The organism is Verrucomicrobiaceae bacterium (assembly GCA_016713035.1).
GTDB lineage: Bacteria > Verrucomicrobiota > Verrucomicrobiia > Verrucomicrobiales > Verrucomicrobiaceae > Prosthecobacter.
In genome coordinates this window covers 201582-228310 of the sequence record JADJPW010000009.1, presented here as the reverse complement: position 1 = coordinate 228310, position 26729 = coordinate 201582, and the positions used below count along the sequence as shown (strand labels likewise).

General features: G+C 59.0%; 20 protein-coding genes. 11 read left to right on the top strand and 9 right to left on the bottom strand.

Annotated elements, in window-relative coordinates:
* Positions 1-55 precede the first annotated feature (55 nt).
* The 3 genes from IPK32_22320 (at position 56) to IPK32_22310 (ending at position 4127) form a co-directional block, all read left to right on the top strand.
* The gene (locus tag IPK32_22320; protein ID MBK8094624.1) at positions 56-1501 is read left to right on the top strand and encodes a DUF1501 domain-containing protein; all 1446 of its coding nucleotides are present in this window, start codon (positions 56-58) and stop codon (positions 1499-1501) included.
* 221 nt (positions 1502-1722) lie between these two features.
* Positions 1723-3435, top strand: a complete 1713-nt coding sequence (locus tag IPK32_22315) for a HAMP domain-containing histidine kinase (protein ID MBK8094623.1) — start codon at positions 1723-1725, stop codon at positions 3433-3435.
* Positions 3432-4127 carry a response regulator transcription factor gene (locus IPK32_22310; protein MBK8094622.1) on the top strand — a complete coding sequence of 232 codons (696 nt, stop codon included), beginning with the start codon at positions 3432-3434 and terminating at the stop codon, positions 4125-4127. The genes IPK32_22315 and IPK32_22310 overlap by 4 nt, the downstream gene beginning before the upstream one ends.
* Positions 4128-4140: 13 nt before the next feature.
* Here the strand turns inward: IPK32_22310 and IPK32_22305 are convergent, their stop codons facing one another.
* Positions 4141-5445 (bottom strand): PQQ-binding-like beta-propeller repeat protein, encoded by a 1305-nt coding sequence (locus IPK32_22305; GenBank protein MBK8094621.1) that lies wholly within the window; start codon positions 5443-5445, stop codon positions 4141-4143.
* Between the two features lie 136 nt (positions 5446-5581).
* Between IPK32_22305 and IPK32_22300 the strand changes: the two genes are divergently transcribed.
* On the top strand, positions 5582-6520 hold the full coding sequence (locus IPK32_22300) for an ROK family protein (GenBank protein MBK8094620.1): 939 nt from the start codon (positions 5582-5584) through the stop codon (positions 6518-6520).
* A gap of 69 nt (positions 6521-6589) precedes the next feature.
* Here IPK32_22300 and IPK32_22295 read toward each other — a convergent pair whose 3' ends face one another.
* The 3 genes from IPK32_22295 to IPK32_22285 all read right to left on the bottom strand — a co-directional run bounded on the left by IPK32_22295 (position 6590) and on the right by IPK32_22285 (position 10033).
* Positions 6590-7399 carry a Fic family protein gene (locus IPK32_22295; protein MBK8094619.1) on the bottom strand — a complete coding sequence of 270 codons (810 nt, stop codon included), beginning with the start codon at positions 7397-7399 and terminating at the stop codon, positions 6590-6592.
* A 163-nt stretch (positions 7400-7562) separates the two neighbouring features.
* Complete coding sequence (locus IPK32_22290; GenBank protein MBK8094618.1) at positions 7563-8966, bottom strand: adenosylhomocysteinase; 1404 nt, start codon at positions 8964-8966, stop codon at positions 7563-7565.
* 131 nt (positions 8967-9097) lie between these two features.
* Positions 9098-10033 carry a ThuA domain-containing protein gene (locus IPK32_22285; GenBank protein MBK8094617.1) on the bottom strand — a complete coding sequence of 312 codons (936 nt, stop codon included), beginning with the start codon at positions 10031-10033 and terminating at the stop codon, positions 9098-9100.
* A 126-nt stretch (positions 10034-10159) separates the two neighbouring features.
* On the opposite strand from IPK32_22285, the gene IPK32_22280 reads away from it, so the two are divergent.
* On the top strand, positions 10160-10678 hold the full coding sequence (locus IPK32_22280) for an N-acetyltransferase (protein MBK8094616.1): 519 nt from the start codon (positions 10160-10162) through the stop codon (positions 10676-10678).
* 1 nt (position 10679) lies between these two features.
* On the opposite strand, the gene IPK32_22275 is transcribed toward IPK32_22280, so the two are convergent.
* Both IPK32_22275 and IPK32_22270 read right to left on the bottom strand, forming a co-directional pair.
* Positions 10680-11783 carry an inorganic phosphate transporter gene (locus tag IPK32_22275; protein MBK8094615.1) on the bottom strand — a complete coding sequence of 368 codons (1104 nt, stop codon included), beginning with the start codon at positions 11781-11783 and terminating at the stop codon, positions 10680-10682.
* A 23-nt stretch (positions 11784-11806) separates the two neighbouring features.
* Positions 11807-12436 (bottom strand): DUF47 family protein, encoded by a 630-nt coding sequence (locus tag IPK32_22270; protein ID MBK8094614.1) that lies wholly within the window; start codon positions 12434-12436, stop codon positions 11807-11809.
* Positions 12437-12584: 148 nt separating this feature from the next.
* On the opposite strand from IPK32_22270, the gene IPK32_22265 reads away from it, so the two are divergent.
* Together IPK32_22265 and IPK32_22260 are read left to right on the top strand one after the other, a co-directional pair.
* Entirely contained in the window at positions 12585-15755 is a 3171-nt protein-coding gene (locus tag IPK32_22265; protein ID MBK8094613.1) for a hypothetical protein, read from the top strand.
* A gap of 84 nt (positions 15756-15839) precedes the next feature.
* Positions 15840-19796: a heme-binding domain-containing protein gene (locus tag IPK32_22260; GenBank protein MBK8094612.1), complete on the top strand. Its 3957-nt coding sequence runs from the start codon at positions 15840-15842 to the stop codon at positions 19794-19796.
* Between the two features lie 5 nt (positions 19797-19801).
* Here IPK32_22260 and IPK32_22255 read toward each other — a convergent pair whose 3' ends face one another.
* Entirely contained in the window at positions 19802-20839 is a 1038-nt protein-coding gene (locus IPK32_22255) for a transposase (GenBank protein ID MBK8094611.1), read from the bottom strand.
* Positions 20840-21028: 189 nt separating this feature from the next.
* Positions 21029-21709 carry a class I SAM-dependent methyltransferase gene (locus IPK32_22250; protein MBK8094610.1) on the bottom strand — a complete coding sequence of 227 codons (681 nt, stop codon included), beginning with the start codon at positions 21707-21709 and terminating at the stop codon, positions 21029-21031.
* 109 nt (positions 21710-21818) lie between these two features.
* Here IPK32_22250 and IPK32_22245 point away from each other — a divergent pair, with 109 nt between their 5' ends.
* A complete protein-coding gene (locus IPK32_22245) occupies positions 21819-22691 on the top strand; it encodes a hypothetical protein (GenBank protein ID MBK8094609.1) in 873 nt (290 codons plus the stop codon).
* A 44-nt stretch (positions 22692-22735) separates the two neighbouring features.
* Positions 22736-23209: a hypothetical protein gene (locus IPK32_22240; protein ID MBK8094608.1), complete on the top strand. Its 474-nt coding sequence runs from the start codon at positions 22736-22738 to the stop codon at positions 23207-23209.
* A gap of 39 nt (positions 23210-23248) precedes the next feature.
* Here IPK32_22240 and IPK32_22235 read toward each other — a convergent pair whose 3' ends face one another.
* Complete coding sequence (locus tag IPK32_22235; GenBank protein ID MBK8094607.1) at positions 23249-24562, bottom strand: ATP-binding protein; 1314 nt, start codon at positions 24560-24562, stop codon at positions 23249-23251.
* 279 nt (positions 24563-24841) lie between these two features.
* On the opposite strand from IPK32_22235, the gene IPK32_22230 reads away from it, so the two are divergent.
* Positions 24842-26182, top strand: a complete 1341-nt coding sequence (locus tag IPK32_22230) for a coproporphyrinogen III oxidase family protein (protein ID MBK8094606.1) — start codon at positions 24842-24844, stop codon at positions 26180-26182.
* Positions 26166-26729, top strand: coding sequence for a hypothetical protein (locus tag IPK32_22225; protein ID MBK8094605.1), 564 nt, complete (start codon positions 26166-26168; stop codon positions 26727-26729). The genes IPK32_22230 and IPK32_22225 overlap by 17 nt, the downstream gene beginning before the upstream one ends.

Below are 26729 nucleotides of genomic sequence, written 5' to 3'. Positions count from 1 at the left end.
AGTGCAGTTCACGATAACTGGCCCTCTCCGAAGGCGTAATTCTTTCACCCCCCTTATGTCCCACACCCCCTCCCATCATGCTCCGAATCTGGAGCATGCCTTCCTGACTCGTCGCGAGCTGCTCAACCGCGTCGGCATGGGCATGGGTGGGATGGCGCTGGGAGCGCTCTTTTCGGGACCGGATGCCGCTGCGGCCACGCTGGACCCACTGGCGCTGCGAAAGCCGCATTTTGAGCCGAAGGCCAAGCGCATGATCCACTTCTTCATGAACGGCGGACCATCGCAGGTGGATACCTTCGACCCGAAGCCGATGCTGGACAAATACGACGGCAAAGCGCTGCCCAATGTGCTCAAAACCGAGCGCCCGACCGGCGCGGGCTTCAAATCGCCCTTCGCCTTTTCCAAGCGCGGGCAGTGCGGGCTAGAGGTGAGCGAGTTATTCCCGAAGTTGGGCGATTTCGCCGATGACTTATGCGTGATCCGCAGCATGCACGCAGACGTGCCGAACCATGAGCCCTCGCTCGGCCTCATGAACAGCGGGGAAGGCCGTCTGAACCGCCCCACGCTGGGATCGTGGCTCACATATGGCCTCGGCACAGAGAACAAAAACCTGCCAGGCTACATTTCCATGTGCCCAGGCGGCATGCCCACGCGGCGCACCAAGAACTGGCAGGCCGCCTTCCTGCCCAGTGCCTATCAGGGCTCATACATCAACACCGAAGACACCCGCGTGGAAAAGCTGGTCGAATTCATCCAAAATGGATCACTGGATCTGCGGCAGCAGCGCAAGCAGCTCGATCTCTTGCAGGCACTGAATCAAAAACACCTCCTCGAGCGGGAGCGTGATCAGCAGCTCGAAGCCCGCGTCCAGAGCTACGAACTAGCCTACCGCATGCAGATGGAGGCCACCGATGCCTTCGACATCATGAAGGAGCCGGAGTGGGTGCGGAAAATGTATGGCGATCACGCCTTTGGCCGCCAGTGCCTGATCGCACGGCGACTGCTGGAGCGTGGCGTGCGCTTCATCCAGCTCTGGACCGGCGCAGGCCAGCCCTGGGATAATCATGACGAAATCCTGGAGCACCGGAAGCTAGCGCAGCAGACAGACGGTGCCATCGCCGCCTTCATGAGCGATCTGAAGATGCGCGGGCTCTGGGACGAGACGCTGATGATGTGGGGCGGTGAATTCGGCCGCACCCCCGCCGTCGAGCTACCCACACCTGGTGCCAATGCGGGCAAGCAGCACGGCCGCGATCACAATCACTATGGCTTCACCATGTGGTTAGCGGGTGGTGGCGTGCGTGGCGGCTACACACACGGTGCGACGGACGAGTTTGGCTTCCAGGCCGTCGAAAAGCCTGTCCACGTGCATGACCTCCATGCCACCATCCTGAGACTGCTAGGATTTGATCACGAAAAGTTCACCTACCGTTACGCAGGCCTGGATTTTCGACTCACAGGCGTGAACGAGTGCTCCGTGGTGAAGGAATTGTTGGCGTAACGACAAGGCTTACAATCGTTTTACAACTCACTCACAAGCGCCTGACGCTTTTTTTAGCAGCTATGGCAATATCCGCCTATTCGTGAAGAGTGGTTCCTTCTGGCTGTTGGATAACTCATTGATGACGGGGTAGGCAGAAATGCCTACCCCGTGTTTTTTCTGGAAATTATAAATTTTAGATGATTAAATAAGGCGGAAGGCTTAGATTTGAGGACTTTGCGATGTTTCGCCGTCGTTCCACCACCCTATTCATCATCCTTGTTGCCTTGCCGATCGCGCTGCTGGTCTGGCTGGGCACCTACTTGATGCGTGATGCCTCGAAGCGAACAGAGGCGTCCATGCAGGGCATCCTGGCGGAGCGGTTATCCATCGCCGATTACCAGTTGGTGGATGATATGCGGCAGCTCACGGACTCTCTGGACGAAAGGTCACGCGATGCGGGGAGCGGTGCAGATGCAGCGCAAAAAGTCGCTATGCATCCATGGGTCGCGCAGGTCTGGGAGGCAGACGAGGAGGGCATCACAGCGGAGGCGTCTGGGCCTTTGCCCTTTGAGCCGCTGGAGAAGATCCAGCATGACCAGAGAGCGAAAGCGATCCTCAATGCCACACAAGCCGAGGTCGTGCAGATGAGCAGTGCAACGGGTGAGGAAAACGCTGCGAGTGGGAATGGCGGACCTCCGTTTCAGCCAGTGTTCGGACTCGGAGGGGATGCGATCAGCGGGCTCTTCCCGGTCCAGAGTAATACGAGCTGGCAGACATTTATGAAGCTGCCGGGATACCACCTAGAGGAGCCCATCAAAGCGGCTGGCCCCAAGGTGCCAACGCTTAGCGGCTGGCATGTGAGCCGAATGACTTTCATCTACTGGCAGCGCATGGTGGATGGACGTGTTTTATGCGCCTTGATCAATACGCATCTGCTGATGGAGTCCCTTTTCCCACGGCTACCGCATCCAGGACTCGAGGTGCCGCCAGGGCGCATGCTGCTATCGAATCCCGGTGGCATCCTGCATCAATGGGGGAAGCGCCTGGAGGGCTCTGAGGGACCTTCCGTTGCACATAGGGCCTGCTCGGCACCTCTCGGCCAATGGGAGCTGTCCTATACACCCGCGAATGAGGAGTTTCCAAAGCCGTATCTCTTCCCCATCTTGCTTGGCATGGGCTCTGGCGTGTTACTGGTGCTGGTGGTGGGCTGGCTATATTTTAGCGAAAGCTCCCGCGAGATCACCGTGGCGCAGCAGCGTGTGACTTTCGTCAACCAGATCTCCCATGAGCTGAAGACGCCGCTGACGAATATCCGCCTCTATGCCGAGATGGCCTCTAGCCGTGCAGAGAAGCAGGAAGATGCCCCGCTCATCAAACAGCTCTCGGTCATTAGCAATGAAAGCTCCCGCCTGGATCGACTCATTCAGAATGTGCTCAGTCTCGCACGTCAGCAACGGGACCGACTCACCATCTCGCCCAAAGCGCTCATACTCGACGATGTCATCGCTCGAACGGTGGATTTTTGGAGGCCGCAGCTTCAGAAAAAAGGCTTTGAGATAGTGACCGATCTCCATGGCCCAAAAGAGATGATGATGGCGGATGAGGACGCTTTGGTACAGGTCGTCGGCAATTTGCTCTCCAACGTGGAGAAGTATGGAGCCCCTGGTCACTACGTAGCCGTGCGGACATTAGTGGAGGGTGAGAAGGTGAAGATCACCGTCGAAGACCGCGGCCCTGGCATCCCAGCGAATAAGCGCAAAACCATCTTCGAGCCCTTTGAGCGACTCCGCAGCGACCTCAATGAAGGAGTTAGCGGCACTGGCATTGGTTTGACCATTTCTCGCGAACTGGCACAGTTGCACGGTGGCTCTCTCAGCGTCTGCCCGTATTATCGCGAAGGCTCCCGGTTCATCCTCACACTTCCACATCAACCACACACACCACCATCATGACCAAAATACTCATCGCTGAAGACGACGAACACACACGCGAAGCCCTTCGCGAAGTTCTCACCATGGAGGGCTATCATGTCGTCCCCGCCCCAGACGGCCTCCAGGCCATCGAACTATTCCGTGCAGAGAATCCTGACTTCGTCTGCCTGGATGTCATGATGCCTGGCCTCAATGGCTACGAGGTCTGCAAGCAGATCCGCAAGCAGGATGAAAAAGTACCGATCCTCTTCCTTACCGCCAAAGCAGAAGAAATCGACACGGTCCTGGGCCTAGAGCTCGGAGCAGATGACTACATGACAAAGCCCTTCGGCGTGAAAGAGATCATCGCACGCATCCGCGCCATCCTGCGCCGCACCGCCACACGCACGGGCACCACAGTCACGACCAAGGGCGACCAGGAGTTCCTCATGGACGATCTCCGCATCGTCCCCGCCGAGCTCCGCGCCTACCGCGACAAGGTGGAAATCCAGCTCAGTCCGCGTGACGTGAAAGTGCTGCGCCTACTCTTTGAGCGCCGTGGCAAAGTGGTGGACCGCAATACCCTCGCGGATGAAGTCTGGGGCGTCGATTACTTCCCAGAGAGCCGTGCTCTCGATCAGCACATCTCCCAGTTGCGCAAGCGCATCGAAAGAGACCCTGGGCAGCCTCGCGTCATCCGCACCGTCCACGGTGCCGGCTATCGCTACGAATAAGCTTTTTGCCTTTTCATTCCATGATCCGGTACAGAGCTTTGTCTGTGCGGATAAAGAGTGCCTCACCGTCACTGGTGGGGCTGGCCATGATGGAGCCATCCAGCGTGTTCTGGGAGAGTAGTTGGAAGCTACGATCCGCCTTCACGATGCTGACCACGCCTTCACGACTGGCGAAGATGAGCTTATCCCCGGATAGGATGGGACTGGAGCTAAATTTCCCACCCAGACGCTCGCGGTAGGCGGCCTCGCCTGTTGCGGTATCCACACAGCTGAGGATGCCGCCATCGTCGGCATAAAAAAGCAGACCCGCAGCCAGGATGGGCGCAGACATCTTCGGAGCGTTTTTGTTATTCCGCCAGGCGATCTCGGGCTGCTGACCTTGCTCATTGAAGCCGATGGCGATGACTTGGGACTTGCCGTAGCCGGTGCTGAAATAGATGCGCCGACCATCGGAGACCGGTGGTGTGGACATCGAGAAGCCCAGCTCCCCGTAGGCGACCCGCCACAGTTCTTTGCCAGTGGCGGGATCGTAGCCGTAGATGTTGTTGCTGGCGGGACTGACCAGCACGGGTTTGCCACCGATGGGGACGATCAGCGGTGTGCCGTAGGCTTTCTTTTGCTGCGGGCGCGGGTCCATCTCGCCACTGCGGGCGGTTTTCCACGCCAGCTTACCAGTGTTGGTGTCCAGAGCGGCGATGAATTGCGCATCGCTGCCGTCGAAGTGCGCGATGAGCCTATCCTGCCAGAGCACGGCGGTGGAGCCGGGGCCGTTCTCGTGCATCACGTGCAGTTCCTCGTTCTTCCAGAGCACTTTCTGCGTGCTGGTATCCAGGCAGGCCGTGCCAAAGGAGCCGAAATGGGCGTAGAGCCGCCCTGCGGCCAGTACGGGCGTGGGAGAGGCGTAGCTATTGAGCTGATGGGCCCACTGTGGGTCTTTGACGTTCAGTAGCTCGATGTCGTGGAGGATTTTCCCGCTCACTCGGTCGATGCAGATGGCGCGGAGGCTGAGGTGATCGAGCACCACGACGGGTTGGTCTCCAGTGTTGGTTTTCAGCCGTTCTTTGGCCACGGCGGGGTCCGCAGCATGCTCGATAGCGGTGGTGAGCCAGATCTGATCTCCGCTAATGACCGGCGTGGAGTGGCCGCGACCGGGCAGGGGAGCCTTCCAGGCGATGTGACTCGTTTCGCTGAAGGTCTCTGGCAGCTGGCTGATGGTCGTCTGGCCCTGGGCGGAGGGGCCGCGCCACTCTGGCCAGTCTGCGGCACTGAGGTGGGCTGCAAAGAAGGCGGAGAAGGCGAGAACGAGGCGTGTCATCATGCGTAGGGTCGAAAAAAACGTGCCTGGAGAGCAAAACTGTCGCCCCAGCATGGTGAATGCGGGTCGCCTTTGCCCTTGCGCGGATGCTGATTGGGCGCACCCTCGCGGCCCATTTCTACCCTATTTATTCCACGCTATGTCTGACTCAGCGAAAACATCCATCGGCATCGACTTCGGCGGTACGTCTGTGAAGCTCGGCGTGTGCCGAGGCGCGGATTTGCTCGTCACGGATGCACCCATCCCTACGGCGAATTTTGCCGGTCCAGCCGCGCTGATCACCGAGATGGCCGCTCGGGTGGAAAAGCTCCGCCAGGCGCATCCAGACGTCTGCGCTATCGGCGTGGGTGTACCGGGGCTGGTGGATTTTGACCGCGGTTTTGTGCATGAGCTCACCAATGTACCTGGATGGAAGCATGTGCCGCTGAAAGCCCTTTTGGGCGAAAAAACCGGTCTTCCCGTGCTGGTGGAAAATGATGCCAATGCCATGACGTATGCGGAATTCCGCCATGGAGCCGCGCAGGGCCTGCGAAACGTCGTGGGGCTCACCATGGGCACCGGTATCGGCGGCGGCGTGGTGCTCGATGGACGGATGTATCGCGGCAGCGGCTTCGCGGCGGGCGAGATCGGCCAGATGAGCATCCATTTTGATGGTAAACCGGGCCACTACGGCAATCTCGGTGCATTGGAGAAGTACACCGGCAACAACCAGATCGCAGAGCATGCCGTAGCTCGCTACGCGGAGGCTGGTATCTGCAAAGACATCGACGAATGCACGCCGAAGAACATCGCACAGGCTGCGCAGGCCGGTGATGACATCGCGCGGCAGATCTGGGGCGAGGTGGCAGACTGGCTCGGCACAGCGCTAGCCAGCATCGCTTGGCTGCTCAATCCAGATGCCTTCGTCATCGGTGGTGGCGTGGCCCAGGCCGGTGATCTGATCTTTGACCCGCTGAAGCGTAAGGTACAGAGCATGCTCAGTACCGTCGTGTGGGAGCGGCTGAAGATCGTGCCCGCACGCTTCAGCAATGAAGCCGGCATCATCGGCAATGCCGCTCTGGCTGCGGATGATGTGTGAGGCGATCGTAGCTTTGTTGCTGTGCAACAAAGACAGCCAGTTCCGCAGGAACTAGCCAACGCTTTTGAGCTATCCGCGGGCCGCTTGGGCTTGAGTGGCCTCGGCTAGGATAGCCTCGGACATGCCTTGGCAGCTAGCGATGAAGCTTTGGAACGAGCTGAGGGCATCTTCCGAGCCGATCAGGGGCTGCTCTGCGGATGGCGGGCCGCTGGCGAGCTGCCAGACGGCCAAGGACTCGATGTAAGCGATGCGCCGTTCGTTCGGGATGAGGATGGGAAGGCCGCCTTTTTCGATGACGGGAATGTTTGCCAACAGCCGGGCCATGCGGCCATTGCCATCCGCATAGGGATGAATGCGTGCAAAAGTGCTGTGACTCCAAAGATAGGCATCCAAAGCGCTCACATCGAGTGCGCGGCGGCGCTGCTCGAAGCCTTCCAGCCAAAGTTTCATCAAGCCGGGCACCGTTTCAGGCCGCGCATAGGTGTCGTTGATGACAGTCTTTCCGCCTTGTTTCGCCAGGGTGGAGTTGGGCTCGCATTTCCACGCGCCCACGGGCTTGAGGTAATCTACCTCCACACTGGTCTGGATGGCTTGATGGAGAGTGTGGAGGTCTTTTTCCACGAGCGGGCGGCTTTCACCCAACCAGCGGTAGAGCAGGTCCAGGGCACGACTGTGACCCATGACCTCATTGTGATGCGCGAGAGGCTTTCCGGCGATGGTAAGGCCGTAGCGAAGCACGCCGAATGTGTCGCCTTCAGTGAGCGTGTTGCCTTCGAGCGCGGTGGAGGTGTGTGTCCAGCGGACGCGAAGCTTTTCCAGGAAGACTTCGCGCAGGTCAGCATCAAGCTCGGACAGGGCTGGGATGAATCGTTGCAGCACAAAGGGAGGCTAGCGGTTGGTGTATTCGATTGCCAATTGATTCTCCCGAAAGCCAAAACGCGGCCGGCCTTTCGACCGTCCGCGCTTTGGGGTTTTGGGGGTGGTGAATGTTGCCTTGTTGCGGTGCAACAAGGGGGCTTTGTTCCGCAGGAACAAAGCTACTTTAATAACGGTAGTGATCCGTCTTGTAGGGGCCTTCGACGGGCACGCCGATGTAGTCGGCCTGCTCCTGGGTGAGCTTGGTGAGCTTCACACCGATTTTGGCGAGATGGAGGCGGGCGACTTCTTCGTCGAGCTTCTTGGGAAGCACGGTGACGCCGATCTTGCGCTTGCCCTTGGTGGCCCAGAGCTCGATTTGCGCGAGGGTCTGGTTGGTGAAGCTGTTGCTCATGACGAAGCTCGGATGGCCGGTGGCGCAGCCGAGGTTCACGAGGCGGCCTTCAGCGAGCATGAAGATGCTGTTGCCTTTGGGGAAGGTGTACTTGTCCACCTGGGGCTTGATGTTGAGGCGCTTCACGCCCTTCATGGCGTTGAGCTTGTCCACCTGGATCTCGTTGTCGAAGTGGCCGATGTTGCAGACGATGGCCTGGTCCTTCATCTTCTCCATGTGCTTGGTGGTGATGATGTCTTTGTTGCCCGTGGTGGTGACGTAGATGTCGCCGGTGCCGAGGGTGTCCTCGATAGGCATGACGCGGTAGCCTTCCATCGCAGCCTGGAGGGCGCAGACGGGGTCGATTTCCGTGACGATGACCTGGGCACCCATGCCACGCAGAGCGGCAGCGCAGCCTTTACCCACGTCGCCGTAACCGCAGACGACGCCGACTTTACCGGCGATCATGACGTCGGTGGCACGCTTGATGCCATCGAGCAGGGACTCACGGCAGCCGTAGAGGTTGTCGAACTTCGATTTCGTGACGCTGTCGTTCACGTTGATGGCGGGGAAGAGCAGTTTGCCTGCGTTGGCCATTTCATAGAGGCGATGCACGCCTGTGGTGGTCTCTTCGGAGACGCCTTTGAGGTCTTTGACGATCTTGTGGAAGATGCCGGGCTGCTCTTTGCCGATTTTTTTGAGCAGGTCTTTGATGACCTTCACTTCGTGGTTGTCGGAGGGGGTTTTGACCCACTTGTCGCCGTTTTCCATCTCATAGCCCTTGTGGATAAGCAGGGTCACGTCACCGCCGTCATCGACGATGAGCTGTGGGCCTTTGTCCTTCGGGAACATGATGGCCTTCCAGGTGCAGTCCCAGTATTCTTCGAGCGTCTCGCCCTTCCAGGCGAAGACGGGTGTGCCGGAGGCAGCGATGGCGGCGGCAGCGTGGTCCTGAGTGGAGAAAATGTTGCAGGAGGCCCAGCGCACGTCCGCGCCGAGTTCCTTCAGCGTCTCAATGAGCACGCCAGTCTGGATGGTCATGTGCAGGGAGCCGGTGATGCGCACGCCTTTGAGGGGCTTCAGCGGACCGTATTTTTCGCGCGTGGCCATGAGGCCGGGCATTTCGCTCTCAGCGATGTCGAGTTCCTTACGGCCGAAGTCGGCGAGGGAGATGTCTTTGACGAGGTAGTCGCTCATAGTGTGGGCGTGTGGGGATGTAGGTTCAGGTTTGGGGAAAAACGAAGGATCAAATCAACGTATCAGGATGCGATGATATGTTCCAAAGCCACCGGGAGCTGTCAATCGGGGATTTCGTGCCGAGTTCCGGCTCAGCGTGGGCTGTCTGCGGGGGCCTGGGCCGGTTTGGCCGGCTTTTTCGGCAGGAAGATTTTGCGGTCCAGGTTCTTTTTCAGATCGACTGGGGTGGTGATCTCTGCCCCGCCACTGTTCACGGGCAGTCCGGCACACCAGCGGATGGCATTGACCAGCATCCGCCGCTGCTGCGGGATGGCCCAGCTCGAGTGCAGGTCACAGCCGGTGAATCCGAAGCTCCGACCGCCTTTGGGCCGCTCGAAGGCCCAGGCGATGGTCTCTTCACGACCGCTCTTCGCCTTGGCGTCTGCCGTTTTGCGGCTGGTTTCTGGCATGAGGGCGGTGAGCACGGGTTGCACACCTTGGGGGGCAAAGTGCAGGTTGTAGAGCCAGCCGTCCTTGGGGAAGTCGGCGGGTGCCGTGACGCCCGCGAGCACGGGATGTGTGCCGAGGTGCTCCACCCGCACATCCCAGTGCCCTCGGCAGCCGATGTCGGACTGAAAGACCGCTCCGAACCAGTCTTTGAACTCAGCGGCCTTTTCTGGCGGGCAGTCGATGGCCTGGTGCAGGATGACAAAGCCGGTGCCTGCCTCCGCCAGCTTCTGCATGCGGGCCCAGCGTGCGGGCTCCAGAAAGGGCAGCTTCGCACCTCCATCGAGGTAGATGACCACGCAGCGTGCACCATCGAGCAGGGCTTCATTTCGCGGCCATCCATCTGCGACCATCACAGGCGCGGTCCCGGCCTCGTTTTTCAGCCACTCCAGCATCAGGGCGCATCCGGCGAAGTATTCATGCTGACCAGGCTTGTTGCTGGGTGCCCCGGCGAGGAGCACGATCTTTGCCCCCGGACTTTCCGCTGGCACGACCTCCAGCGGCACGAGCTGCTGCTCGGCGGTGAGCTCGGCATGGAGAGGCAGGGCGATCAGGGAGAGGAGAGGGATAAAGCGGCGCATGGTGGCCGATGTAACGCCGCCATGGGGGCCCGGCCTTCCATCAGAATGACAAATGACCGTCTTCGCCGCGGCTTTCTGCAAAACAGGGCCTTGGCGGATCGCTCTTCGTTGGCTAGCCTCCACCGCATGACCTGGACTGACTGCGGCCGTGAGCATCTGGAGGGCATCCGTGCCATCTTCAATGACGCCATCGTGAATACGACGGCGCTTTACGACTACGTGCCGCGCAGTGTGGAGGTGATGGAGGCCTGGTTTGCTGCGAAGCAGGCCCAAAATCTCCCCATCATCGGCGTGTTGGATGAAATGGGCACCCTGATGGGATTCGGCAGCTACGGGCCTTTCCGCCCACATGCCGCGTATCAATACAGCGTGGAGCACAGCGTGTATGTGGATCAGCGCTTTCGTGGTCGTGGCCTAGGGCAGCAGATTCTGCAGCGACTCATCGAAAAAGCGCAGGCGCAGGGCCTGCACATGATGATTGGCGTCATTGATGCGGAAAACACCACCAGCATCTCCCTGCATGAAAAGCTCGGCTTCCAGCCCTGCGGCCAAATTCGGCACGCAGGCTACAAATTTGGCCGCTGGCTCGATCTGGCGCTGTACCAGCTCGTTTTACCCACGCCGGCGCATCCGACAGAAAAGTGACTCACGCGGTAAATAGGCCGCAGAGCTTATAAATGAGCCAGCTCAGCAGCGCCGTGGCCGGGATCGTCATCACCCAGGCCCACACGATGCGCTCCACTAGGCTCCACTGGATGGCGTTCCAGCGTTTTGCGGCACCCACGCCCATGATGGAGGTGGTGATCGTGTGTGTGGTGCTCACCGGCATGCCCATGTAGCCCGTGGTGGCCAAAATGGTCGCCGCAGTCGTCTCCGCAGCGAATCCGTGCACGGGCTTCATCTTCACCATCTTGTGGCCCAGTGTCTTGATGATGCGCCAGCCACCCGCATAGGTGCCTGCGGCCATCGTGATCGCGCAGGTGAAAATGATCCACATCGGGATGCTGGCAGATTTGTCATGGATTTTGAGGAATCCGAGCCAGGAGGGCAGCCCATCCAGATCCCCCGCCGCCGTAGCTCCGAAAAGCGTCAGCATGATCACGCCCATCGTCTTCTGCGCATCCGCCATACCGTGGCCAAAGCCCATGTAGCCAGCGCTGAGAATCTGGAGGTGGCCGAAAGTCTTATTCACCGTGTGCGGACGCCAGTTTCGGATCAGCAGAAAAAGCAGCCCCATCACGACAAAGCCCACCGTCAGCCCTAGCAGCGGACTCGTGATCATCGGGATCACCACTTTGTGGTAAATGCCTTCCATGCTCACCTTGCCACTCACTTTGTCGATCTTCTCCCGCGACCAGATCAGCACCTCCCAGTTCCCCTTGGAGGCCCCCAGGCTGGCCCCGATCAGGCCACCCACCAGCGCATGCGTGCTGCTCGATGGCATGCCGAACCACCAGGTGATCAGATTCCAGATGATACCGCCCAGCATGGCGCAAAAAATCGTCAGCGTGGTCACGGCGACGATTTTGTCATCCACGATGCCGCTGTGGATCGTCTTGGCCACAGCTTGGCCGAAGAAGGCGCCGATCAGGTTCGTCGTTGAGGCCAGCAGCAGCGCCTGCCGCGGAGTGAGCACCTTCGTGGAGACCACGGTGGCGATGGCGTTGGCCGTGTCGTGAAAGCCATTGATGTACTCAAAGGCCAGCACCACGAACAGCACCACAAACAGGAGAAATAGGGCGGTCGTCATGGGGTCGCGTCGTGGGGCGTGGATCAGGTGTACTTCAGGACGATGTGTGAGAGCACATTCCCCGCATCGCGGCAGCGATCGACCACTTTTTCCAGCAGATCATACAGGTCTCGCAGCATCAGCACCCGCAGCGGATCATGCCCGCCCTGGTACAGATCCTTCAGCAGCGCCAGGATGTGCTTATCCGCATCACCCTCGATCTTTTGCAGCCTCGCGTTGTGCTCCTTCATGTCCTCCAGGTGCATTTTCTTCCGCAGCTCAGCCACCATCGTCACCACGATGTCCACAGCACCCTCGGTAAAGGCCATCTGCTGTGAAAAGTCCACGCCATCGAGTCTCCCCGCGCAGATCTCGTAGCGCTCCGCGATCTTTTCGACGGTCTTCGGGATCTTGTAGAGCGCATTGGCCAGCGCCTCCACGTCCTCGCGCTCCAGATCGGTCACGAAGGTCTTGCACAGTGCCTCGTCGATCTCCTGGGTGATCGCCTTATCCTTGCGGCGGGCGTTCTTCAGATCATCCAGGCTCTGGGAGCCTGCTGGCTTCGAGAGCAGTGCCTTGAGCAGGTGGACGCTGTTTTGCGCCTCTTTCGCGCTGCGCTCGAGCAGGTCATAAAATACATCCGTTTTACCGAAGAACTTTTGAAGGGAGATCATAGTCTGGGGGGCGTCGTGGTGGGTGGTGAGAAAAAGCGGTCAGCAATGTAGAGCGGTGGCGTATTCGACTGTCAAAGCTAAGGATTGGCCCAATGTGACGATTCTGTCACATTGCAGTTCTAGCCTCTGGACGTTCTTCTTTCCCGCCATGCGTTTCCTACCACTTCTTTTGCTCAGCGTCACTTTTGCCACCGCCCAGCTCCCGCTGGAGCTGAAACCCGGCACCCGCATCGCCCTCATCGGCAATTCCCTCTTCGACCGCATGCGCGATGACGGCCAGTTCGAGGCCCTCCTGCACCAGCGCTACGCGAAAGAACAGCTCGTCGTGCGCAATCTGAGCTGGTCCGCCGATGAAGTGGCCCTCCGCCCCCGCCCGGATGGCTTTGGCGACCTCAATCAGCACCTCACCGAGCACAAAGCGGACGTCATCCTCGCCGCCTTCGGCTTCAACGAGAGCTTCAAAGGCGAAAAAGGCCTCCCCGAATTCGAAACCCTCCTCAAGGCCTTCCTCATCGAGCTGAAGGCCCACCGCTACAACGGCACCGCGGAGCCCAAAATCGTCCTCGTCAGCCCCACCGCCGCCGAAAAGCCCCACGAGCATCTGAATGCCCAAATCGCCCTCTACACCGCCGCGATGAAAAAAGTCGCCGCCGCCGAAAAAGTGGCCTTCGCCGATGTATTCAACAGCGAACCGAGAACCGAGAACAGCGAACCCCAAACCACCAACGGCGTCCATCTCAACACCGTCGGCTACGCCGCCTTCGCCGAGCGCCTCTACAACCAGCTCACCCAAGAAACCCCGCCCAAACTCAACGAAGCCGTCCGTGCCGCCGTGGTCGAAAAAGAGGACAAGTTCTTCCAGCACTACCGCCCGCTGAACTACTTCTACATCAAAGGCGGCCGCATGGAGCCCTACGGCGTCGTCAACTTCCCCGGCGAGCTCAAGAAGCTGCTGCAGATGGTGGAGAACCGCGACAGCGCCATCTGGAAAGTAGCCCTCTCGCTCCGCGAGAGGAGCACAGCGCTTCCAAAGGAGGACAACTCACCAAAAGTAGATTCAGCGGACGAAGAACGTCTCTCGCTCATCTCGCGGAGCGAGATGGCTACTTTGGACTCCGCGCTCGCACCCCTTCCCGTGATCACCGGAGACCGCCCCATCAACGAATGGCTCTCTCCCGCCGCCGAACTCGCCGCCTTCAAAATCGACCCCCGTTTCGAAGTCAGCCTCTTCGCCTCCGAAGAAGACTTCCCAGAGCTCTTCGTGAAGCCCATTCAGATTCGTTTCGATGCCAAAGGTCGCCTGTGGGTCAGCACGAGCACCACCTACCCGCAAATCATGCCCGGCGAGGCCCCGCAGGACAAGATCCTCATCCTCGAAGACACGAACAACGATCACAAAGCCGACAAATGCAGCGTCTGGGCCGACAAGCTCGCCATCCCGCTCAGCTTTGAGTTCGGCAATGGCGGCGTCTTCGTCTCCGACCAGCCGCACCTCACCTTCCTCAAAGACACCGATGGCGACGGCAAGGCCGACCACCGCGAAAAACTCCTCACCGGCTTCGGCACCGAGGACAGCCATCACGCGCTGCACGACTTCGTCTGGAGCCCCGAGGGCGATCTCATCTTCCGCGAGAGCATCTTCCATCACAGCCAGGTCGAGACGCCCTACGGCCCCGTCCGCGCCCGCGAGAGCAGCTTCTTCCGCTACACCCCCGCCACTGGCCGCCTGCTCGCCTTTGGCAGCTACATGAGCACCAACCCCTGGGGAATCACCTTCGACGACTGGGGCTTCCACGTCGGCAGTCATCCCGTCTTCGCCAGCGCCGTGCATGCGCTCAATGCGCCCTACCCCGACATCCACATCCCCGCCGGCAACTACTTCCCCGCCTACAGCGGCACCTGCGGCCAGGAATTCCTCACCAGCAGCCACTGGCCCAAAGACCTGCGCGACAAAAAACACTTCATGCGCGTGCGCTACAAGCCCACCAACGAAGTCGAGCTGCACGAGTGGGTGGAGCACGACACGCACTTCGAAGAAAAGAAAGTCGGCATCGTCTTCCAGAGCACGAATTTGAGCTTCATCCCCGTGGACATCCAGCAAGGCCCCGACGGCGCGATGTACATCGCCGACTGGTACAACCCCGTCAAAGGCCACGCCCAATACTCCCTCCGCGACACCCGCCGCGACAAAAAATCCGGCCGCATCTGGCGCATCACCGCCAAAGCCCAGCCGCTGGAGCCAGCGCCGAAAATCGCCGGAGCGAGCATCCCCGAGCTACTTGAGCTGCTGAAGAGCGAGAACTACCGGACAAGGTATCGCGCGAAGGTGGAGTTGAGGGAGAGGAAACCCAAGGAGGTGATCACCGAAATCAAAGCCACCAAGCCGCCTTTGATCGGGAGTAACTCCGTAGAAAACCGTCAGAAAATGGAACTGGACTGGCTTCTCAACAGCCTTGGCGCATGGCGTGAGCCATCTCCGCTGCGTGAAGATGACGGAATGAAATTCGGTTTGGTCGCTTCTTTGCTTTGCGATGGAGATCCAAAAATTAGAGCGGCTGCAATCAGACATCTCCGGTGGGCACCTCAGCACATGAGGACAAAATTCGATTCATCTCCGCGCTCCGCCCTCCAACTCGCCACCAACGACAAATCCGGCCTCGTCCGCCTCGAAGCGGCCATCGCGGCGAGTTACATCGGCACGCCGGAGGCCTTGGAGGCCGCGCTCGATCTGCTGAAGCACCCGATGGACCCTTACCTCACCTACGCGCTGCGCACCTCGCTCGACAGCCACACGCTGCAGCCGCTTTGGAAGGGCAACACCGCCTTCATGCAGAAGCATCCCGAGCTCGAAAAGTTCCTCAAAGACAGCGAGCCCACCAAACCCGCCCTCATGGCGAAAAAGAAGAAGCCCGAGCCGCCGAACCCCTTCGACAACCAGCCCGGCCTGCAAACCATCACCATCAAGACCATCCCGGAGCGACTGCTCTACGACCTGCGCGAGTTCAAGGTGGTGCCCGGAGCCCCCGTGAAGCTCGTCTTCGAAAATCCCGACGTCACCCCGCACAATCTCCTCATCGTCCAGCCCGGCGCCGCGGACGAAGTCGGCATGGCCGGCAACGAAATGGCCAAAACACCCGACGGCTTCGCCAAAGGCTTCATCCCCGACTCCCCGAAGATCCTGCACAAGACCAAAATGCTCAACCAAGGCGACAGCGAGACCCTCCGCTTCACCGCGCCGACCACGAAGGGCAAATACCCCTACATCTGCACCTTCCCCGGCCACTGGCTCGTCATGAAGGGCGAGATGGTCGTCGAATAGTCAGCCACAGGGCCAGCCACGCACTTTCTGCTTCATTTCTCCAGAGCCCCGTTCCGTCAAACTCCGTCACCCACCTGCTCACTCATGCTTCATCGTCTGTTGTTCCTGCTCCTCTGCACCGCGCTCGCCCAAGCCGCAGACGTCTTCGACAAACAAAACCTCGCCGCCTGGTGCATCGTCCCCTTTGATGCCGCAAAGCGCAGCCCAGAGGCCCGCGCCGAGATGGTGGCGAAGATGGGCATCAAAAAAATCGCCTACGACTGGCGGCAGGAACACGTCGCTGAGTTTGAGCGCGAAATCCTCGCCTACCAAAAGCACGGCATCGAGTTCTTCGCCTTCTGGGGCACGCATGACGAGGCATTTCGTCTATTTCAGAAGTACAAGCTCCATCCGCAGCTCTGGGTGATGATGAAGGGCACCGGCGATTCGCAGCAGGCTCAGGTCAAATCCGCCGCAGAAAGTCTGTTGCCCATTTTAGCCAAAGCGAAGGCCCTCGGCAGCCAAGTGGGCATCTACAACCACGGCGGCTGGGGCGGCGAGCCAGAGAACATGGTCGCCGTGTGCGATTACCTCAAAAAGAACCACCACATCGACAACGTCGGCATCATCTACAACCTCCACCACGGCCACAGCCACCTCGATCGCCTGCCAAACGCCATCGAGGCCATGAAACCCCATCTCCTCTGCCTCAACCTCAACGGCATGGACATCGCCGGCGACACTCAGGGCCGCAAAATCCTCCCCCTCGGCGTCGGCACGCAGGATGTGAAAGTGCTGCGCCAAATCCGCGCCAGCGGCTACAGCGGCCCCATCGGCATCCTCAATCACACCAACGAAGACGCCGAAGGCCGCCTCCTCGACAACCTCGACGGCCTCCACTGGCTCCTCCCCCAGCTCGATGACGCCAAACCGGGCACCAAGCCCAGGTATCGCACCTGGAGTGATAAACCCACCGCCGCCACTCCCACCGTGACCGCCAAGCTCCTCTTGGTAGGACAAGGGAAACCGTCCCTGAGCAAAGAATTCGGCGAGGCCTTGAAAGGCAGCTATTTCGAGCTCGAAAACGAACCCTACCGCACGCTACCACTCACCATCGAGTGCCGCGCAAAGCTGGATGGCAAAAAGGGCTACAACATCCTCGTCGCATCCGATGCGAAATCCTCCGCCACACATTGGGAACTCTACACCCACGCGGGTCGCGGCACGCTCGCCCTCTACATGCCCGGACGTGGCGGCGACTTCGACTCGAAGGTCGATGTCTGTGACGGCGAGTGGCACGACTTCCTCGCCAGCATCGACGACAAGAGCGTCATCCTCTGGATCGACGGCAAACAGGTCTTTGAAAAGCCCGTGCAGCCCATCAAAGGCACGCCCACCGCTGGTGGCATCGCCTTCGGTAGTCTCGTCGATCACTCAATCGGTTGTGCCGGCCTCATCGACGACGTGCGCATCGCACGCGGTGTCATGAAGCCCCGCAAAGGCAACGCGCCGCGCCTGCGCATGGACAACACCCTCGGCCTCTGGGATTTCGATCACCTAGGCGATCTGCTCCCGCCACCCGCCCCGAAAGCCGCCGAGTTCACCCCCGACCTCCCACCGCTCAACAAAGCCGACAACCAGCACTGGCAGCACTTTGTCAACCGCGAGCGCACCTTCGACTTCTACGGCAAGCAAGCGCTGCACTTCATGAAGCAGAAACCGCTGCCCGCGCTCATCCCGCCCTTCCCCGGCATGGACGGCGGCCAACAAGGCCACTGGGGCAATCAAAACGACCAAGTGACCTGGAAAGACGGCCGCTGGGCCGCGAGCGATTTGGGGAATGTGTTCAGCGGTGTTTTCAAAGGCGCAGGGGAAACCATTCCCAAAGCTGTTTGTGTTCGACTCGAAGACAAATCCGCTGTGTTTGATCCGGACTTCTACTCATGGGCAGTGATCTGGTCGGGTGGCTCTGTGAAGCTGAACGACAATCGTCATGGTTTCATGGCCGGTGCTCCGATGGATGGAAAGAAAGTGGGGGAATGGGACACACCGAAAGTGTCGGACCATCTTTACCGCGGCTTTTACCGGCATGGCAAAAGAGTCATCTTTTCGTATATGATCGAAGGCCGGGACATTCTGGATGCAGGTAGAGACAAGTCTTCAGACGATTTAAAGTCACTCACCAAAGGCGGCCCTGCCCAATGGCCGCAATGGATCGAAACCAAAGGCGAACTTGGCACGCAGACGCCCTTCGCCACGGATCGCATCACGATCCCGTTCGAGAATCCGTATGGCACGCTGTTCTTCATCACGGCGCACGATTTCTTCAGCGACGGCACCGCCGCCATCGCCACAATGACCGGCGAGGTGTGGCTCGTTAAGGGCATCGACGAGAAAATGGAAAAGCTGCGCTGGAAACGCTTCGCCACCGGCCTGCATCAGCCGCTGGGCATGAAGATCGTGAAGGACAAGCTCTATGTACTCGGTCGCGATCAAATCACCTGCCTGCACGATCTCAATGGCGATGACGAAGCCGACTTCTACGAGTGCGTCACGAACGCGATGCAGACCTCACCCGGCGGGCATGATTTCATCGTCGGACTTGAAATGGATAAGGAGGAACGCTGGTACTTTGCATCCGGCAATCAAGGCCTGTGCCGCGTTAATGGGGTGAGGCATGCCTTTCAAGCTGCGATAAACCCTGCAACTGGCAAACCCATGCCGGAATCAAACACCGTTGAGATCCTCGCCACCGGCTTCCGCAATCCCAATGGCCTCGGCATCTCGACAGATGGCAGATTCATCACCACCAGCGTCCAAGAGGGTGATTGGACGCCCGCCACCTCCATCTGCCAGATCGAACTCGATCAAAACCTCGGCGCACACTTTGGTGCCGGTGGTCCGAAAGACGGCAAGCCACCCGAGCCCGTGCTCATGTACATGCCGCGTGGTGAGGACAACAGCGCCAGCAGCCAGGCCTTCATCTCCAGCGACAAATGGGCCTCACTCAAAGGCGACGGCAACCTCATCCACCTCTCCTCTGGCGGCGGCAGTGCTTGGCTCATGATGCGGCAGCAAGTAAGAGGCCGCTGGCAGGCCGCCGCCGTCAAAATCAGCGGCAATTTCGACTCCGGCCCTCAATGCGCTCGCTTCAATCCGAAGGACTGCCATCTCTATGTCAATGGCATGCAGGGCTGGGGCACCTACACACCGCAGGATGGCTGCTTCCAGCGTGTGCGCTTCACCGGTGGCGACAAGCCCGTGCCTGTGGGCTTTGAAGCACGCGACAACGGCGTTTTGCTGCGCTTTAACCACCCCGTGAAAAACACCGACGCGGCACAGTTCTTTGCCCAATGCTGGAACTACAAATACGGCCCACAATACGGCTCACCCGAGTATTCCGTGAAATATCCCGACACTCCAGGGCATGACCCGCTGGAGGTGCGCAGCGTGCAGCAGCTCGATGGCGGCAAGACGCTCTTCCTCGAAATCCCGCAGATCATCACCGCCAGCCAAATTCACCTGCACCTCAGCACTGGAGATGATGTTTTCCTCACCGCGCACGCTTTGGCAGAGCCCTTCACCGAATTCCCCGGCTACACCAAAATCGTCAAAACCAATCACGCCGCCCAAATCGGCCTCGAAGCCCCAAAACCCACCCAACCCAACCCTTGGGCCAAAGGAGAAGGCGGACGCGAAATCATCATCGAAGCCGCATTGGGCCTGCAATTCGTGCAAAAGCAGCTTTCCGCCAAAACAGGAGAAAAACTCACCCTCATCTTCAAAAACCCCGATGTCGTCCCGCACAACTGGCTGCTCGCCAAGCCCGGTTCACTGCAAAAACTCGGTGAAAAATGCAATCTCATGATCACCGACCCGCAAGGCATGCAAAAACACTACGTCCCCGACAGCGACGACGTCATCGCCTACACCGACATGACGAATCCGAAGGGCCAATTCACCATCCACATCACCACACCGAAGGAAAAAGGCGAATACCCATATCTATGCACCTTCCCCGGCCACTGGATGGTCATGAACGGCGTGATGAAAGTCGAATAGTCATTTCAATTCGGCACCTCAAACACAGCCACTCGCAAATCACGTAGCGAGCATAGCTTCTCCGTGCCCTCACCCATCTCGATCCCGCGCACCATCCGTGCTCCATCCTTCCTTTTTGCCCCAAACCGCTTCCGCTGGCTCTTGAAGATCGCGTTCACGAACTCCTTGCCCCCAATCACCGCTCCATCCGTAAAATATCTCACCCGGCACCTCAGCGCCTCAGCCACCGGTAGCTTCCCACCGCGCTTCATCACCTCACGTCGAGATGTCTCGCTGATCGCCCCCTTCTTTGTCCCATCTGCATTCATCTTCGATGCCATGCCCCAGGTGAACAAGAGCTTCCGGTAGTGCTGCACATGGCCCTCCTCGGGTTTGCGTCCCTCTAATTGCCCTCGTGCCACCAGCTCGATGCCACTCTTCGCCACTTTGATCCCCGCTTCCGCCTGCGCATAGCCGCACCACCGGTAATCTTTGGGATCTGCGACAAGTTTTGCCCGCACCGGATTCAGATCCACATACGCAGCCACCATCGCCAGCGCCGCCCCACCGCCCTCCACCAGCGTGCTGCGATAGCGCTCCTCCCACAGCGTGCCTTTGCGTTTCTCCTTCTTATTAAACCACTGCGTAAAGCGCTGCTTCAGTGACTTCATAAACGCCGAAATATCCCACATCCGCGCGGTGAATCCGTTGATGATCTTCTGCGCCTCCGCCCGTGCCCCGATCTTGCGCAAATGCTCCACCTCCGCCCGCACCTGTCCTTCCGTAGCCTTCCCAAAAGCCCTGCGCACAATCCCCAGCACCTCCTCCTCCGTCGGTAACACCTCCGGCCTCCGTGGCACCTCCACGAGCACATGGAAGTGATTGGAAAGCACGCAAAACGTCACCACCCGCACCTGGCAGAAAGTTTCATACATGCGCATGAGCCCGACGAACATCTCCCGCTCCTGCTCCTTGAGCCGAAAGCCGCGATCGACCACGCGAGAGACGCAGTGGTAGTAAGCGAAAGGGAAATGTTTGGGAGCCTTAAGCCGAGCCTGGCGCATGATGGAGAGGGGAGCGTGGTGAAGGGAGATGAGCGGTAAAGGATGACGAGAATTGGCGGCGCGGAGGAGTGGGCGAAACTGGCAACGAATCGGCGTATCGCAAGCAATATATGATAAAGGGACAGACTAATTATTGTATTCGTGCGTGCTTTATGTGCTTTATGGGATAGATGGATTTGGCTTGGCCATTTACGATTTTCGGAAAAACATGAGGTGCTGCCAGGGGAGGCCGTCGAATTCGCGATGGAGGGTGAAGCCGTTGGCGGTCATTTCTTTTTTGATCTGCGCTTTGCTCATTTTGTGCTCGGGCTTGATGGGGACGCTGGCGTCTTCTTCACGGAATTCCACGAGGACGAGCTGACCATCTTTTTTGAGCGCGGCATGCATGTTGGCGAGCATTTGCACGGGATGGGAGAACTCATGATAGACATCGACGAGCAAAACCATGTCGCAGGTGTTTGGTGGCAGTTTGGGGTCGTGGTAGGCACCGTTGATGGGCTCGATGTTGGTGATGTTTTTGGCTGTGATGCGTTGGCGCAGCATGTCGATCATTTCGGGCTGGACATCGACGGCGAGGATTTTGCCTTTTTCACCCACTGCTGCGGCTAGAGGCAGTGTGTGATAACCATTGCCGCAGCCCATGTCGCAGATGGTCATGCCTGGGGTGACTTTGAGCTCTTGGCGCATCAGCGTGGCGGCTTCTTCGATCTCACGCTTCTTGCGCACAAGCCATGCGGCACCGGTATAATGCATGGTTTGGGCGATGACGCGGCCTTGATACTCCGTGAGGCCTGGCGGCGGCGACGATGGCTCCTGGGCGAAAAATGGGATGGGGAGTAGAATGAGGGCCGGGAGCAGAAAACGCTTCATGGCGACAAGAAACGCGGTTCTGTGGTCCAAAATAGCGATTTGAGCCTCCGGGGTGACTTTTCCTGAGGTGCTGCTGGAAATCATGGTGCGGCCTTTTATCATCGCGGTGATGAAAACTGTGTTCCCCGCCCGCAAGTTCGCTTTTGCACTCGTCGCCTCCGCGCTCATGCCGGTGGCTACTTGGGCGCAGAGTCCGACAGCGCCACCGCCTCCTGCTGCGCCAGGTCGTGCTCCTATTCCGGAGGACATTGTGGGCGATGAGCATGTACGAGAGGAGTTTGGGGTGAATGAGTTCACCACGCCTTCTATTCGCAAGCTTTTCGACATGCTGAATAATGTGGGGAAGCTGCGCTACGATGAGTTGAAGCGTGATTTCACAGAAAAGACGCCTGCGGACCGTGTCATCGTGTCCATGGGGCTCGGAACGCTGATCGCGGATGGATTCCTGATCGTGCAGACGGAGAAGGTGGATGAAATGGAGGGCGTAGGCCGGGCGATGATCAAATACGGTAAGGCGCTAGGTGCTGGCAGCCGAATGAATAAGCATACGCAGAGTCTCTTTGAGCACAGTCTGCGTGGCGAGTGGGATGATCTGCGCACGGAGCTGGCAAAGACGCAGGCGGATGTGGAGGCAGAAATGGTGCTGCTCCGTGATGTGGATGTGGCGCATCTCATCAGTCTGGGCGGATGGTTGCGTGCGCTTGAGATCGCCACGCAGGCAATCGCGGTGGATTATTCCGAGGAGAAGTCCCGGCAGCTCACGCGAAAGGATGTGATCGAGTATTATGTGGCCAGCTTGGAGTCGCTGCACCCTTCGCTCCTGAAGAACGAATCGCTCGCGGCGTTGCTGAAGGGCCTGCAGGAGATGCTGCCGCTGCTGAATGCGCCGGAGGGCAAAGCGCTGACGCATGATGAAGTGAAAAAACTCCACGAGAAAGCGGCTGCCCTCTGCCATATTGTTACGGATAAGATGAAGGGCTGATTTTTTCAGCCTCCCCTACATCGAACGCATTTCACTCAATTCTCATGGCCGATCTCTCTCCCGCACAACGCCAACTCGTCGAATCCTGGGCCACTGAAGGCGCAACGCTCAATCATATCCAAGACCGACTGCGCCGTGAGTGCGACGTGACTCTGACCTACATGGAGGCGCGGTTGCTGATGATGGACCTCAATGTGAAACTCCAGGATAAGCCGCGTGAAGTGCCCGCAGAGGAAAAACCAACCGCAGCGGCTCCTGCACCGGAGGCTGCGGTCGAGGACGCTACTGCTACTGCTCCAGCGGGGGCTCTCACAGTGACGGTGGATGATTTCCCGCTTCAAGGCGCGGCGATCAGTGGCAAGGCGACGTTCAGCGATGGTGAGAGCGTCGTATGGTTCATGGACACGATGGGCCGCTTCGGTATGCGCGGGCCATTCCAGGGCTACCAACCACCCGCAGCAGACATCCCGAAATTCCAGAGCGAACTCGACCAACTGCTGCAATTGCGCGGTTTCTGACCCTAGCACGGCCAAACCATCCGCAGGGCCTTTTCAGGCTCATACGGATGATTTGGTTTTGCGCTTCGCGGCTCGTTTCCGAGCGGTTTTTCGTGGTTTTGCCATGTATTCAGCGGCGTCCTCTCGCAGCACCCCTGCGACTGGTGCCGCAGGGTGAAACCAGTCACGATACGTCTGACCATTGACCACGCGTACTGCGGGGTCATGCGAGTGCCAGTGATTGAAGGGCGTCCGGCAGACAATGAGGTGGCTTTCGGCAGCGTTTTGACCCAGGACGCTGCGCACGGCGTTCATACCGGTGAGGTGCTTGGTTTCGTCACCGTTTTCGGACCATTTCGCTTCGATGAGCTGGAGGCGACCATTGAGCCACAGCACGAAGTCCACCTCCACGCCCTGTGCATCCCGCCAAAAGTATATCTCAGCCGGGCTGCGCTCCGCCTGGATGGCACGCTGCATCTGCCCTAGCACAAAGGTTTCCCAAATGCCCCCAATGAACGGCGATGTGACCATCTGCTCTGGAGAAGAGATGCCGAGTAGGAAGCATAAGAGCCCTGTGTCCTTGAAGTACATCTTCGGCGTGCGGATGAGGCGCTTACCGTAGTTGTTAAAGAAGGGAGGCAGCAGGTGGATGATGTTGGATGCCTCCAGCACGCTGATCCAGTGCTTGATGGTCGTCGCGGCGACACCGACATCACCTCCGAGCTTGGCAAAGTTGACCAAATTGCCGCTGTAAGTGGCGCAAAAGCGGATGAAGCGCTCGAAGTCACGCAAGTTCACCACATTGATGAGCTGACGCACATCCCGCTCGAGGTAAGTTGCCAAGTAGCTGGCATAAAACTCGCGCACGGGCATCTCTGGCATGCGCCAGAGCTCTGGGTAGCCACCACGCCAGATGAAGTCAGCCAGTGGAGGGAAGGTAAACCGGTTCGAGTCCGCGTACTCGGTGCTGGCGAGGGTATCGACTTCTAGAATGACGCAGCGTCCTGCAAGGCTCTCGCTGACGTTTTTCATCAGCGCGAACTTCTGTGAGCCGGTCATCACAAAACGGCCCATGCGGTGCCTATCGGCATCCACTGCCACTTTGATGTGGCGAAAGAGTCCCGGCGCATACTGCACCTCGTCGAGGATGATGGTGGGGTGATCTTTGACGGCGTCCAAGAGGCCTGCGCCGTTGTTTTCCGCTTCGTGTGCTACGGAGGGTAGATCGAGCGTGAAGAAGGGTGCATCAGGGAAGACCTCTTTGAGCAGGGTGGTTTTTCCAGTCTGGCGGGCACCCGTGAGCAGTACGACGGGAAAGCTCCGGGAGACATCCCGGATGCGTTCTGCGAGGTAGCGATTGATGTGGGTGTTCATGGCAGTTTCGGATATGCCTGGACTATAAAGCGGATAATCCAGTGTTCAACAGTGGATTATCCAAGATGTGTTATAAAGTGCTCTATTTAAGTGGTATAAGGTCATGTAAAAGCAGCGCAAAAGCCTCCATTTTGACCACTTGCCCTGGGTTTTGGGTGCTTTTTGGGCTGCCTCCGTGCCTTGGGAAAACCATTCTGGGGCGGTCGGAAGGCATGTGTTGCGAAGTTTTCGCTCAGAGGGGAGACTTGGGCTGCGTTTCATCATCACCCCCCAAAAAACATGTCCGAACCCCAAGCCACTCCTGCCGAGGAAAAGAAGATCGAAAAGACCGAGGCAGGGAACTACTTCGTCTCCAACTACCCGCCGTTCTCCTTCTGGAAGCCGGATCAGGTGCCTGTCGTCGAGTCAGTGCTCCAGCGCCCGGCTCCGGCGGATATTCCGCTCGGTGTTTATTTCCACATCCCTTTCTGCCGGAAGCGCTGCCACTTCTGCTATTTCAAAGTGTACACCGACAAGAACGCGGGTGAAATCAAAGCCTACATCGACGCCGGCATGCGCGAGATGGAGCGACTCGCCTCGCAGCCGTATCTAAAAGGCCGCAAGGCGCATTTCGTGTACTTTGGAGGTGGCACGCCCAGTTACCTCTCCGTCCCGCAGCTCAAAGACCTCACCGACCGCATGAAAAGCCTCGTTTCCTGGGATGGCGCGGCAGAGGTGGCCTTCGAGGCCGAGCCTGGCACGCTCAATGAGGTGAAGCTCACCGGCATTCGCGAAGTCGGTGTCACGCGTCTGAGCCTGGGCGTCGAGAATTTTGACGATCACATCCTCGATACCAATGGCCGCGCACACCGCAGTGGCGAAATCGGAAAAGCCTACAACTTTGCCCGCAGCCTCGGCTTTGAGCACATCAATATCGACCTCATCGCCGGCATGATGAACGAGACCGAGGCCAACTGGAAAGTCTGCGTGCAAAAAGCCATCGAGATGCAGCCAGATGCCGTCACGATCTACCAGATGGAGGTGCCCTACAACACCACCATGTACCAGCAGATGAAGGCCGAGGGCAAAGTCACCGCCCCCGTGGCCGACTGGCAGACCAAGCGTGACTGGGTCAGCTACGCCTTCGATGAGTTTCAGAAAGTCGGATACACCGTCACCAGCGCCTACACCGTCGTCAAAGACCCACAGCGGATCAAATTCGTCTATCGTGATGAATTATGGGACGGCGCAGACTTATTGAGCTGTGGCGTGGCATCCTTCGGCCATCTGGGTGGCGTGCATTACCAGAATCAGGCGGATGTAGGCCCCTACATGCAGGCGGTGGATTCCGGGCAGCTCCCCATCTTCCGTGCGTATCAAACGACAGCGGATGATCGCTTTGTCCGCGAGTTCATTTTGAAGCTCAAACTCGGCCGCAGCGAGTTCCAGCACTACATCGACAAATTCGGCGAAGACCCACGCCAGCGCTTTGCCGCCCAGTTCGCCGACTTGGAGAAAAATGGATACGCCCATCTCGATCCGCGTGGCATCACCCTCACCCGCGACGGCCTGCTCCAGGTGGACAGGCTGCTGCATGACTTCTTTTTGCCCCAGCACCGCCGGTATGCCCGCTACACTTGAAAACGAGGCCCCACGGCAAGATGAGGACATCCTCGCCCCGCTGATTTTCTTCTACGGCATCGGCAGCACGCGGCCGAGAGTCACCTTCGTCGAGCCGGAGACACTCCCAGAGACCGAGCGTGGGCTACTTGTCCATGATATGGACATGACGCCGCGCCTCCGGGGCTTCCACGGCTGCGAAATCGATCTCGATGTCGCCGCGCGGGCACGCATCGGCAATTACCTCGTCCGTGCCAGCGTCCTGCATCGTCAGAGCGATGGCAAACCGGTCGAGTTCGGTGCCATCGGCATCCATCTCGATCTTTTGCCTGAAGATGCCCAAAAACTCGTCCTCGCGGGCCATGTCCCTTTCGGTGCCATCCTGGAAAAATACGCCGTACCGCACTCCAGCCACCCACGGGGCTATTTTCGCATCTCGGTCGATCAGCGCCTCGCAGACCTTCTTGGAGCCACCAGTGGGCAGATGCTCTATGGCCGCTGCAATGAGCTACGGCACGGCTCGGGCCGGGTTTTGGCCGATGTCGTCGAGGTACTGCCGCGACAGTGA

Coding starts and splice junctions, on each gene's coding strand:
- IPK32_22285 (MBK8094617.1), bottom strand. CDS start 10,033: ATGCGCCGCTTTATCCCTCTCCTCTCCCTGATCGCCCTGCCTCTCCAT.
- IPK32_22245 (MBK8094609.1), top strand. CDS start 21,819: ATGAAAACTGTGTTCCCCGCCCGCAAGTTCGCTTTTGCACTCGTCGCC.
- IPK32_22225 (MBK8094605.1), top strand. CDS start 26,166: ATGCCCGCTACACTTGAAAACGAGGCCCCACGGCAAGATGAGGACATC.
- IPK32_22265 (MBK8094613.1), top strand. CDS start 12,585: ATGCGTTTCCTACCACTTCTTTTGCTCAGCGTCACTTTTGCCACCGCC.
- IPK32_22275 (MBK8094615.1), bottom strand. CDS start 11,783: ATGACGACCGCCCTATTTCTCCTGTTTGTGGTGCTGTTCGTGGTGCTG.
- IPK32_22270 (MBK8094614.1), bottom strand. CDS start 12,436: ATGATCTCCCTTCAAAAGTTCTTCGGTAAAACGGATGTATTTTATGAC.
- IPK32_22300 (MBK8094620.1), top strand. CDS start 5,582: ATGTCTGACTCAGCGAAAACATCCATCGGCATCGACTTCGGCGGTACG.
- IPK32_22255 (MBK8094611.1), bottom strand. CDS start 20,839: ATGCGCCAGGCTCGGCTTAAGGCTCCCAAACATTTCCCTTTCGCTTAC.
- IPK32_22310 (MBK8094622.1), top strand. CDS start 3,432: ATGACCAAAATACTCATCGCTGAAGACGACGAACACACACGCGAAGCC.
- IPK32_22305 (MBK8094621.1), bottom strand. CDS start 5,445: ATGATGACACGCCTCGTTCTCGCCTTCTCCGCCTTCTTTGCAGCCCAC.
- IPK32_22315 (MBK8094623.1), top strand. CDS start 1,723: ATGTTTCGCCGTCGTTCCACCACCCTATTCATCATCCTTGTTGCCTTG.
- IPK32_22230 (MBK8094606.1), top strand. CDS start 24,842: ATGTCCGAACCCCAAGCCACTCCTGCCGAGGAAAAGAAGATCGAAAAG.
- IPK32_22240 (MBK8094608.1), top strand. CDS start 22,736: ATGGCCGATCTCTCTCCCGCACAACGCCAACTCGTCGAATCCTGGGCC.
- IPK32_22250 (MBK8094610.1), bottom strand. CDS start 21,709: ATGAAGCGTTTTCTGCTCCCGGCCCTCATTCTACTCCCCATCCCATTT.
- IPK32_22260 (MBK8094612.1), top strand. CDS start 15,840: ATGCTTCATCGTCTGTTGTTCCTGCTCCTCTGCACCGCGCTCGCCCAA.
- IPK32_22280 (MBK8094616.1), top strand. CDS start 10,160: ATGACCTGGACTGACTGCGGCCGTGAGCATCTGGAGGGCATCCGTGCC.
- IPK32_22235 (MBK8094607.1), bottom strand. CDS start 24,562: ATGAACACCCACATCAATCGCTACCTCGCAGAACGCATCCGGGATGTC.
- IPK32_22320 (MBK8094624.1), top strand. CDS start 56: ATGTCCCACACCCCCTCCCATCATGCTCCGAATCTGGAGCATGCCTTC.
- IPK32_22290 (MBK8094618.1), bottom strand. CDS start 8,966: ATGAGCGACTACCTCGTCAAAGACATCTCCCTCGCCGACTTCGGCCGT.